The sequence below is a fragment of the Streptomyces himastatinicus ATCC 53653 genome, from assembly GCF_000158915.1.
In the GTDB taxonomy this organism is placed as follows: Bacteria; Actinomycetota; Actinomycetes; order Streptomycetales; family Streptomycetaceae; genus Streptomyces; species Streptomyces himastatinicus.
In genome coordinates, this window is sequence record NZ_GG657754.1 from 6,490,932 (window position 1) to 6,500,645 (window position 9,714).

General features: G+C 73.3%; 8 protein-coding genes and 1 pseudogene. 4 read left to right on the forward strand and 5 right to left on the reverse strand.

All coding sequences use genetic code 11. The annotated features are described in order from the left end of the window. Window positions 1–323 (forward strand): annotated as a pseudogene (locus SSOG_RS27640) (hypothetical protein); the annotation flags it as partial. Window positions 324–442: 119 nt separating this feature from the next. After that, window positions 443–1,309: a fumarylacetoacetate hydrolase family protein gene (locus SSOG_RS27645; RefSeq protein WP_009717558.1), complete on the forward strand. Its 867-nt coding sequence runs from the start codon at window positions 443–445 to the stop codon at window positions 1,307–1,309. Window positions 1,310–1,372: 63 nt separating this feature from the next. Here the strand turns inward: SSOG_RS27645 and SSOG_RS27650 are convergent, their stop codons facing one another. From SSOG_RS27650 to SSOG_RS27670, 5 genes are all read right to left on the reverse strand, one after another. Beyond that, window positions 1,373–3,448 carry a sulfatase gene (locus tag SSOG_RS27650; RefSeq protein ID WP_078510417.1) on the reverse strand — a complete coding sequence of 692 codons (2,076 nt, stop codon included), beginning with the start codon at window positions 3,446–3,448 and terminating at the stop codon, window positions 1,373–1,375. 99 nt (window positions 3,449–3,547) lie between these two features. Next, the gene (locus SSOG_RS27655; RefSeq protein ID WP_009717560.1) at window positions 3,548–4,054 is read right to left on the reverse strand and encodes a GNAT family N-acetyltransferase; all 507 of its coding nucleotides are present in this window, start codon (window positions 4,052–4,054) and stop codon (window positions 3,548–3,550) included. A gap of 7 nt (window positions 4,055–4,061) precedes the next feature. After that, on the reverse strand, window positions 4,062–5,459 hold the full coding sequence (locus SSOG_RS27660; RefSeq protein WP_078510418.1) for an MFS transporter: 1,398 nt from the start codon (window positions 5,457–5,459) through the stop codon (window positions 4,062–4,064). A gap of 54 nt (window positions 5,460–5,513) precedes the next feature. Beyond that, window positions 5,514–6,002, reverse strand: coding sequence for a heme-degrading domain-containing protein (locus SSOG_RS27665; RefSeq protein WP_009717562.1), 489 nt, complete (start codon window positions 6,000–6,002; stop codon window positions 5,514–5,516). Beyond that, window positions 5,999–7,114 (reverse strand): Gfo/Idh/MocA family oxidoreductase, encoded by a 1,116-nt coding sequence (locus SSOG_RS27670; RefSeq protein ID WP_009717563.1) that lies wholly within the window; start codon window positions 7,112–7,114, stop codon window positions 5,999–6,001. Before SSOG_RS27670 ends, SSOG_RS27665 begins: the two co-directional genes overlap by 4 nt. Window positions 7,115–7,181: 67 nt before the next feature. Between SSOG_RS27670 and SSOG_RS27675 the strand changes: the two genes are divergently transcribed. Together SSOG_RS27675 and SSOG_RS54940 are read left to right on the forward strand one after the other, a co-directional pair. Next, entirely contained in the window at window positions 7,182–8,273 is a 1,092-nt protein-coding gene (locus tag SSOG_RS27675; RefSeq protein WP_039941815.1) for an ROK family transcriptional regulator, read from the forward strand. Window positions 8,274–8,390: 117 nt separating this feature from the next. Next, the coding region (locus SSOG_RS54940; protein ID WP_009717565.1) for an MSCRAMM family adhesin at window positions 8,391–9,714 on the forward strand (1,324 nt) is incomplete at its 3' end.

Here is a 9,714-nt window from a genome sequence, read left to right on the forward strand (position 1 = left end):
CCCTGGCCGGAGCGCCGCTCGACGGCCGCTGGGGCGGGGCGTTCGCCGGTCAGCAGGGGCTGGTCTACCTCGGCCTGTTCGCGCTGATCGCGGCCGTCGCGACCTGGACGTATGTGCGCACCCGCAAGGCGGCCCGCGACGCGGCTCCCGCGGCGGCGGTCCCTGCCGCCCCCGGGGCGGCCGGGCTGGCGCGGGTGCTGCCGCTGCTCTCGTTCGGCACGCTCCTCACCGCCGCCGTGGTGCCGCTGGCGGCCGCGCTCTACCTCGCGACCACCACCACCTGGACCGCGGTGGAGCGGGCCCTGCTGCTCCGCGGCCGGTGAGACCCCGGTCCAGTCAGTGAACGGGGTCTTGCGGGGTGGATGAGGCTCATGGAGGATCGAGCGGCCAGAGGGCATGGAGTCGCCCCTGGCCGCCGTCCTGAGACCAGGGAGTTGTGAGGATGAAGCTGCTGCGCGTCGGACCGGTCGGGGCGGAACGCCCGGCCCTCCTCGACCAGAACGGCACCCTCCGCGACCTGTCCGGCCTGGTCCCGGACATCGACGGGACCCTCCTCGCCGACGAGGCGGCGCTGGCCCGGATCCGCGCGGCGGCCGAGGCCGAGGGCGCCGACGCGCTGCCGGTGATCCAGGACGGCGGCGTACGGGTCGGCCCGCCGCTGGGCCGCATCGGCAAGATCGTGTGCATCGGGCTGAACTACCACGACCACGCGACCGAGACCGGCGCTCCCCTCCCGGAGGAGCCGATCCTCTTCATGAAGGCCCCCGACACGGTCATCGGCCCCGATGACACGGTGCTGGTCCCGCGCGGCAGCGTGAAGACCGACTGGGAGGTGGAGCTGGCCATCGTCATCGGCCGCACCGCCCGCTACCTCGACTCCGACGAGGCGGCCCTCGCCGCTGTCGCGGGCTACGCGATCGCGCACGACGTCTCCGAGCGCGAATTCCAGATCGAGCGCGGCGGCCAGTGGGACAAGGGCAAGAACTGCGAGACGTTCAACCCGCTGGGCCCCTGGCTGGTCACCGCCGACGAGGTCCCCGACCCGCAGGCCCTCGGCCTGCGGCTGTGGGTCAACGGCGAGATCAAGCAGAACGGCACGACGGCCGAGCAGATCTTCGGCGTCGCCCATGTGGTGCGCTACCTCAGCCAGTTCATGACCCTCTACCCGGGCGACGTCATCAACACCGGCACCCCGGCGGGCGTCGCCATGGGCCGCCCCGAGCCCAAGCCGTATCTGCGGGCCGGGGACGTGGTGGAGCTGGAGATCGACGGGCTGGGCCGCCAGCGCCAGGAGTTCAAGGACGCCTGACGCCCGTCTTCCGACGTACAGCGCGGCCCCCGGAGCCCAGTGGGCACCGGGGGCCGCGGGCGATCACTTCGCCTTGCGCGGGGAGGCGCTCGGCGTCGAGCCGTACGCCTTGAAGAAGCGGTCGCGGAAGCTGTTCATCTTCCACACCGGGGTGTCCTTGCGGGGCATCAGCCCGTCCGCCCAGTTCCAGTCGGCTATCCGCTTCAGCACCTTCGGGTCATGGGCGACGATCGAGACCGGCACGTCCCGGCTCGCGTTGTTGCCGCTGACCCGGGCCAGGGGCTGGTGGTCGCCGAGGAAGACGAGCACGGTGTTCTTGTTGCCGTACTTGATCATGTAGTCGATGAGGCTGTTCACCGAGTACTGGACCGACTTGCCGTACTCCTGCTTCACCTTGGTGGAGTCGGTGAACACGTCCTCGGGCCGCTTGCCCGCCTTCTCGATGCCCTTGTAGACCGAGCCGTTCCCGACCTTGCTCCACGGAATGGTCTTCGGGATGGGCGCCCAGGGCTGGTGGCTGGAGGTCAGGATGTTCAGTGACATCAGCGGCTTGTCGTGCTTCTTGCCGTGCTCCAGCTGCTCGAACGCCTTCAGCGCGTACTGGTCCGGCATGGTCGACCAGCTGAACTTCGGCCCCTTGTAGCCCAGTTCGCGCGAGTCGTAGACGTGGTCGAGGCCGTAGAACGTGCCCTCAGGCCAGCTCTTCTGGACGCCCGGCATGATGCCGACCGTCCGCCAGGCGCCGGTGCGCTTGAAGGCGCGGGTGATGGACAGGTGGTCGCCCGCGGTGACGGTGCGGTAGCGGTTCTGGTTGTCGATCCACAGGCCGGTCAGGAAGGTGGAGTGGCCCAGCCAGCTGCTGCCGCCGTACGTGGCCGACGTGAGCCAGCCGCTCTTGGCCGCGAATCCGGCCTTGTCCAGCCGCTTGGTCGCCTTCTTCAGCGTCGAGTCGACGCCGGGCGCGATCGCCGGGTCCTCGATCGCGCTGCGGCCGTAGCTCTCGATGAAGGTGAAGATCATGTCTTTGCCGCGCAGCCCGGTCAGCAGCTGATCGCCCGGGGTGTCCCCGTACGTGTCGTACGCGGCGACCTTCTGGAACTCCCGCTCGTCCTCGATGGTCTTCTGCACCCGCTCCGCCCGGTCCTGGACCGCCGCTGAGGTGCTCCGGGACGCCACCGGCAGCCCCGCGACCTGCGCGCCGACCGACGCGCACGCGACCCAGACGGTCCCGGCCACCAGGGTGGTACGGGTCGCCACGACGCTGTTGCGGGCCATGACGTTGCCGATCCGGAGGACCGCCAGCGCCGTGAGGGTCAGCACGGCGAGGGCGAGCAGCGCGACCCCGACCACGGCGGCCGCCGCGGCCGTCTGGCCGACCGAGTCCTCCAGGTACGACTGGGCGTCATCGAGCAGGATCCAGTCGAGCACCACGTTGAAGCCGCGGCCCAGGAACTCGTTGAAGCCCATGTCGAGCATGTTGAGGATGGCCAGCGCGCCGAGGAACAGCCCCGCCAGCACCGCCACCACTTTCCGGGCGAGGGTCGGCAGGAGCAGCAGCAGACCGGCGCCGAAGATCAGCTCCACCGGGATGCGGGTGAAGTGCTCGGTGGTGAGGAGTTCGAGCTTCGTCGGCAGCAGCAGGGCGACGAACACCAGCGCGAGGGACAGGCCGGTGACCGTCCACGACAGGGCGCGCGCCGCGACGGGATACCGGCCCCGCCAGCCGCGGCGGCCGGTGACGGCCTGCTCCGGGCCGGGGCCGTCGTCGTCGGCGCCGTCACCGGCGGTGGCGGCGCCCAGCAGCTCGGCCGGTGCGTCATCGTCGTCTTCGGTGGCCTTGCCCTCGGCGGCTTTGTCGTCGGGGGCTTTGGGCTCGGGGGCTTCGGCCTCGACTTCGTCGGCTTCGTCGTCGGCGTTGTCCTCGCCGTCGCGGACGTCCTCGGTGCTGTCCTCGCCCTTGGGGGCGTCCGCTTCGGTGTCGCCCTTGGGGTCACTGTCCTTGGGGGCACCGCCCTCGGGGTCTCTGCCCTGGTCCTCGGCGGTGGCGTCCGGCTTCCGCTCCGGCGGGCGGTCTTCCGGAGTTTCGCCCTCCTCCGGGGCAGCCTTGTCGGCGTTGTCCTTGTCCGGCTGCTGGCGCATCCCGAAGGTCCTTCCGTGCGTGGCCCGGTGGTGACACGGCGGACCAGGCTCGGGCGTCGAGGGCCGCCGTTATCCGTACGGCCCGGCGGGCGGAAGTGTTCAATGACCAGCGGGTCCGCTGTACGCGTGGACCACGGCGAGCCGTCCGTCCGCGGTGTGCCAGTCGGCGGTCATGGCCCTGACGAAGCGCCATCCGGCGCGCTCGTACAGCCCGATGGCCGCGGTGGCGCCCGAGTCGACCTCCAGTACGGGCCGTAGCCCGTCCGCCACCGCCGCCCGCGCCGCGTGCCCGAGCAGTTCGGCGGCCAGACCGCGGCGGCGGGCTGCGGTGGTGACGAACAGTCGGGCGACCGCGGCGAGCCCTTCGGCCGGTGCGCCGATGGCGTCCGCGAGGGCGGGGTCGGTCCGGGTGAGCATCACATGGCCGAGTACGGCGGTGCCTTCGGCCGCGACCCAGGCGCCGAGCATCCCGTCCGGCGTCAGCCAGCCTTCAGGGTCGTCGGGCCAGTGGACCGGGTAGCGGTCGGCGCGCTGCACGGTCGCGAGCGCGCCGACACAGGCCGCCAGGTCCTGGTCGCGTCGGGGGCGTATCTGAGAGGCGGGCACCGCTGGATCATGGCATGGCGCGGTCGACGGTGCGCAGGGTTATCAGGGCCCCGGCGAGGAAGGCCAGCCCCGCGACGGCCAGCGCCGTCCACAGCCCGGCGAGGGCGCCCTGACCGGCCAGCGCGCCCAGGAGGGCGACGCCGATGACGCCGCCGGTCTGGCGGGCCGCGTTGATCACGCCGGAGGCGAGCCCGGCCTGCTCCCCGGGCACGCCCTCGGTGACGGCCGTCGTCACGGCGGGCATGGTGAACGACATCCCGAAGCCGGTGGCCATCAGCGGGAGCACCAGCAGCGGATACGGAACGTGCGCGACCGCCGCGGTGAGCCCGGTGAGCGCGAGCAGCCCCGCCCCGCCCGTGACCAGGCCGATCAGCAGCGTGGGCCGCGGGCTGCCGACCCGCGCCGTGAAGCGCCCGGACAGCCAGGAACCGGCCGCCACCACGCCCATCTGCGGCAGCAGGGCGAGCCCGGCGAGCAGCGCGGAGTAGTGCAGGGTCTGCTGGAAGTGGAGGTTGATGACGAACAGTTCGCCGTAGAACCCGAGGTTGATCAGCAGGCCGACCGCCGAGCCGCCGGAGAAGGTCGCGTTACGGAACAGCCCGAGCGGCAGCATCGGCGTGCGCACCGACCGTTCGACGGCCAGGAACCCGGCGCCCGCCAGGACGAACACCAACGCGCTGCCCGCCACCAGCGGGTTCACCCCGGTGCGGCCGCCCTCGATCATGGCGAGGGCCAGCGCGGTCAGCGCCACTACGCCGGTGATCTGCCCGGCCGGGTCCAGCCCCTTGCTGGTCTGCGCGCGCGGCGCCGGAACGTACCGTGCGGTCAGCGCCATCGCGGCCAGCCCGATGGGCACGTTGACGAAGAACACCCACCGCCAGCCGACCGCGGCGACCAGGACGCCGCCGAGCAGCGGGCCGCCCGCCGCGGCCACCCCGGCGATGCCGCCCCACACCCCGATCGCGCGGGCGCGCGTCGTGCGGTCGTCGTACGCGGCCCGCAGCAGCGCCAGCGAGGCCGGTACCGACAGCGCCGCCCCGGCCCCCTGCGCCACCCGCGCGAGCACCAGCACCGGTACGTCGGGCGCCAGCCCGCAGCCGAGCGACGCCGCCACGAACACCCCGAGCCCGGCCTGGAACACCCGCCGGGCGCCGAAGCGGTCCGCGAGCGCCCCGCCGGACAGCAGCCCGGCGGCCAGCACCAGCAGATAGCCGTCCACCACCCACTGGAGGCCGTTCACGCCCGCCCGCAGATCGGTCCGCAGGGCGGGCAGGGCGACGTTCACGATCGTGCTGTCCAGGATGACCATGAAGTAGCCCGTGCACACCGCGACCAGCGCGAACGACAGGACGCGCGCGGGGCCGCGGGTGGTCGGTATGTCCGGGGTGCCGGTTTTCGTCGCCATGCACTTCACCGTAGGCGCGGAAAGCTTCGGCGCCCGGCGAAGCGATGTCGCAGGTCAGGGCTGCTGGTCGAGGAACCGTTCCAGGGCCGCCACCACCAGCGCGTGGTCCTCCGCCTGCGGCAGGCCCGAGACGGCGACCGTGCCGATGACGCCCGTACCGGTCACATGGAGCGGGAAGGCGCCGCCGTGCGCGGCGTAGTGGTCGGGGTCGAGCCGGGAGGACTCCTCGAAGGTCGTGCCCTTCGCCCGGAAGCGGGTGCCGACGAGATACGAGGAGGCGGCGTAGCGGTCGACGACCCGGCACTTGCGCTCCAGCCAGGCGTCGTTGTCGGCCGAGGTGCCGGACAGGGCGCGGTGGAACAGGCGCTGGCCATTGCGGCGTACGCCGATGGTGATGGCCGCGTCGCGGGTCCCGGCCATGTCGGCGATCAGGCAGCCGAGGAGCCAGGCGTCGTCGTTGGAGAAGGACGAGAAGCGCAGTCGTCGCTCCTGCTCCTCCAGTTGAGCGATGAGGTCGGTGAGATCGGACGCAGGGGTGCTCATGCGGCGCCTCCGATACGGACCGTACGGCCCTCCGTCGCCGACACCCGGGCCGCCTCCAGCACCCGCAGCGCCGCCGCGGCCTCGGCCGCGGTGACCGGGGGCGGGGTGCCGTCGCGCAGCGCGGTGGCGATCGCGGCGTAGTACGCGGGGTAGTCGCCCCGGACGGTGGGGACGGGTCGCCCGCCGCCGGTCAGCGGCGACTCGCCCGCGCCCAGCCGCCCCCACGCGGTCTCGGGCTCGGCGCCCCAGGCCCCGGACTCCGTGGGGCGCAGGCCCTCGCGGAGCGCCGCTTCCTGCGGGTCGAGGCCGTACTTGACGTAGCCCGCCTCGCTGCCCAGCACCCGGAAGCGCGGGCCGAGCTGGGCGGTGATCGCGCTCATCCACAGATGTGAGCGGACGCCGTTCGCGTGGGTGATGGCGATGAACGTGTCGTCGTCGGCCTCCGCCCCGGCGCGGCGTACGTCGACCTCGGCGTAGACGGAGACGGCCGGGCCGAAGAGGGTGAGCGCCTGGTCGACCAGGTGGCTGCCCAGGTCGTACAGCAGTCCGCCGATCTCGGCCGGGTCGCCGGACTCCCGCCAGCCGCCCTTGAGCTGCGGCCGCCACCGCTCGAAGCGCGACTCGAAGCGCAGCACCTCGCCGAGCGCGCCGTCGGCGAGCAGCTTGCGCAGGGTCAGGAAGTCGTTGTCCCAGCGGCGGTTCTGGAAGGCGCTCAGCAGCAGCCCGCGGGCCTCGGCGAGCGCGGCCAGCTCCTCGGCCTCGGCGGCGGTCGCGGCCAGCGGCTTGTCCACGACGACCGGCAGCCCGGCCTCCAGCGCGGCGCGCGCGAGCGGGACGTGGGTGCGGTTGGGGGAGGCGATGACGATCAGGTCCAGCTCACCGGCCCGCGCCCACAGCTCGTCGGCGGATGCGGCGATGCGCACGCCGGGGTGCTCGTCGCGGACCTGCTGCTGCCGCTCGGGGCTGGCGGTGACGACGGTGTCGAGGGCGAGGCCGTCGGCGGCGGCGATCAGGGGGGCGTGGAAGACGGAGCCCGCGAGGCCGTAGCCGATGAGCCCTGCTCGGAGCGTTCCGGTGTCCCTGCTGCTGTCATCCCTGCTATTGGCATCCATGCGGCCACTTTGACAACAGTGTTGCTAAAGCGCAAGCGATGACCACAATGGGGGTGTGAACAGCACGATGTCGGGGGCAGCCGGGCCCGGAGCCAATCTGTCCGCCCTGCGCAGCCACAACGCCGCCCTCGTCCTGCGCCTGCTGCGCGACGCGGGCGAGGACGGCGTCAGCAGGCTGGAGCTGGCCGACCGCACGGGCCTCACCCCGCAGGCCGTCAGCAAGATCACGGCCCGGCTGCGGGACGAGGGCCTGGCGGCCGAGGCGGGTCGCCGCGCCTCGACCGGCGGCAAGCCGCGCACCGTGCTCCGCCTGGTCCCGGACGCCCGCCACGCGATCGGCCTGCACCTGGACCGCGACGAGCTGACGGCGGTCCTGGTCGACCTCGCGGGCGCCCCGGTGGCCCTCCGTACGGCGCGCTTCGACTTCGGCGCCCCGGCGGAGCGGGCCCTCACGGCGGCGGCGTCGGAGGTCGAGGCGCTGATCGCCGATACCGCCGCGGAGGGGCTGCTCGGGGTGGGGGTCGCCGCGCCAGGCCCGCTCGACCACGGCTCCGGCGTACTGCACCGGGTCACCGGCTTCCCGCAGTGGGACGGGCTCCCGCTGCGCGACGCGTTCGCCCGGCGGCTCGGCCTGCCCGTCGTCCTCGACAAGGACACCAACGCCGCCGCCCTGGGCCTCGCCGCTCCGGCCAGCGATTCGTTCGGGTCATTCGCGTATCTGCACCTGGGCACCGGCCTCGGCGCCGGGCTCGTGCTCGGCGGCGGCGTGTACCGGGGCGCGCGGACGGACGCGGGGGAGTTCGGGCACCAGGTGGTCCAGCTCGACGGGCCGCGCTGCGGCTGCGGCAACTACGGCTGCCTCGAAGCCCTGTGCCTGGCCGCCGTGGCGCGGGGCGCACAGGAGCGCGCGGCCCGGCTGCTCGGCGTCGGCGCCGCCAACCTCGTACGGCTCCTCGACATCGACCGGGTGCTGCTCGGCGGCCGGGTCGTGCTGGCCGCCCCCGAGTCCTATGTACGCGGCGTGGCCGCCGTGCTCGCCGAGGACGCCGCCCGCACCAGCCGCGCCACGGTCCCGGTCGACGTCGTACGCGGCGGGGCGCGGGCGGTGGTCGAGGGAGCGGCGCAGCTCGTGCTCGCCCCGCTCTTCGCATTGGGCTGATCGAGGGTTTGTTGACGGCCAGTCGGGGTCAATCGGCCGCCCCTGCGGTGTGTCGGCGTGCGGACGCGGAATGTGGCGGAGTGCTCGGGGATACGCCGCTGCCAGCAGAGGTCACCCATGCGCCTGCCCACGTCCCTGTCCTTCCGCGCCGCCTTGTCCCTTCGTACGGCCCTGTCCCTTCGTACCGCCCTGCCCGCCGCCGCGCTCGCCCTCGCCCCGGCCCTGTACGGGGTCGGGGTGCCCGTCGCCGCGGCCGAACCCGCCCCGGCCTGCGGGGACGAGACCGCCGCCGACTTCCCCATAGAGACCCGGCTGCGCGGCGGGCCGGACCACTACGCGCGGGGCGCGGGGTGGCAGCAGTGGCACCTGGAACTGCGCAACACCACGGACACCGGCTGCCGGGCCGTCCACCCCGTCGCGGTCCTCGTCGACCAGGGCCATGCGCTGCGGCCCCGCCAGATCCAGTTCGAGTTCCTGGACCCGTCCGCGGACGGCGGCACCTGGCGGCCCGTTTCCTTCCAGACGACCGATGAGGACGAGAACATCGGGGTGTTCGAGAAGGACTTCAAGGGGTTCACCGTGGAGGCCGGGAAGACGGTCGACGTACGCATACGCTCGCGCTTCACCACCGACGCGCCCCTGGGCCCTGTCACGGCCAACGCCATCGCCGTACAGCGGCGCGAGGACGACGGGGACTGGGTCGGGCAGTCGAACGACTACGCGTTCCGGATCGACGCGGCGGCGGTACCCGGTGCGGACGCTACGTCGGGTGCGGATCACGCGCCGGAGCCCAGCGCGGAGCCGGAGCCCAGTGCCGAGCCGAAGCCGGAGCCCAGCGCCGAGCCCGAGCCCGAGCCCGATGCCGAGCTGGAGCGTGAACTCAGCGCCGAGCTGGAATCCGAGCCCAGCGCCGAGCTGGAGCCGGACCCTGAGCCGAGCCCCGAGCCGCCCCCCACGCCGAGCCCGACCCGCCGTCTGGAGCGGAGCCCCGTCGCGGTGCCGCCGAGCCCCGAGAGCGAGACGGACCAGGGCACCGAGGACCAGGCGGATTCCGGTACCGACGAAGACCTGGGCGTCGAGACGGATCTGGGCACCGGTACGGACGAGGCGGGCACGGACACGGCGGATACGGATACGGAGGCGGACCCCGGCACCGACACGAGCGCCGAGACGGGCACCGGAACCGACGACGTGGACACCGGCACCGGCACCGACACCGGCACCGGCACCGACACCGGCACCGGCACCGACACCGGCACCGGCACCGACACCGGCACCGGCACCGACACCGGTAGCGACACCGAGACCGGAACCGAAACGGGCACCGACACAGGTACCGACCCCGAAACCGACCCCGGCACCGAAACGGGCACCGGCACCGACCCCGGCTACGAAACCGGCACCGAAACCCCGCCCGGGACCGACCCCGAAACCACCGACC

What these genes read in the sequence shown, in the direction of transcription:
- SSOG_RS27660 (WP_078510418.1), bottom strand. Translation starts at nt 5,459, where the DNA reads ATGGCGACGAAAACCGGCACCCCGGACATACCGACCACCCGCGGCCCC.
- SSOG_RS27665 (WP_009717562.1), bottom strand. Translation starts at nt 6,002, where the DNA reads ATGAGCACCCCTGCGTCCGATCTCACCGACCTCATCGCTCAACTGGAG.
- SSOG_RS27675 (WP_039941815.1), top strand. Translation starts at nt 7,182, where the DNA reads ATGTCGGGGGCAGCCGGGCCCGGAGCCAATCTGTCCGCCCTGCGCAGC.
- SSOG_RS27650 (WP_078510417.1), bottom strand. Translation starts at nt 3,448, where the DNA reads ATGCGCCAGCAGCCGGACAAGGACAACGCCGACAAGGCTGCCCCGGAG.
- SSOG_RS27645 (WP_009717558.1), top strand. Translation starts at nt 443, where the DNA reads ATGAAGCTGCTGCGCGTCGGACCGGTCGGGGCGGAACGCCCGGCCCTC.
- SSOG_RS27670 (WP_009717563.1), bottom strand. Translation starts at nt 7,114, where the DNA reads ATGGATGCCAATAGCAGGGATGACAGCAGCAGGGACACCGGAACGCTC.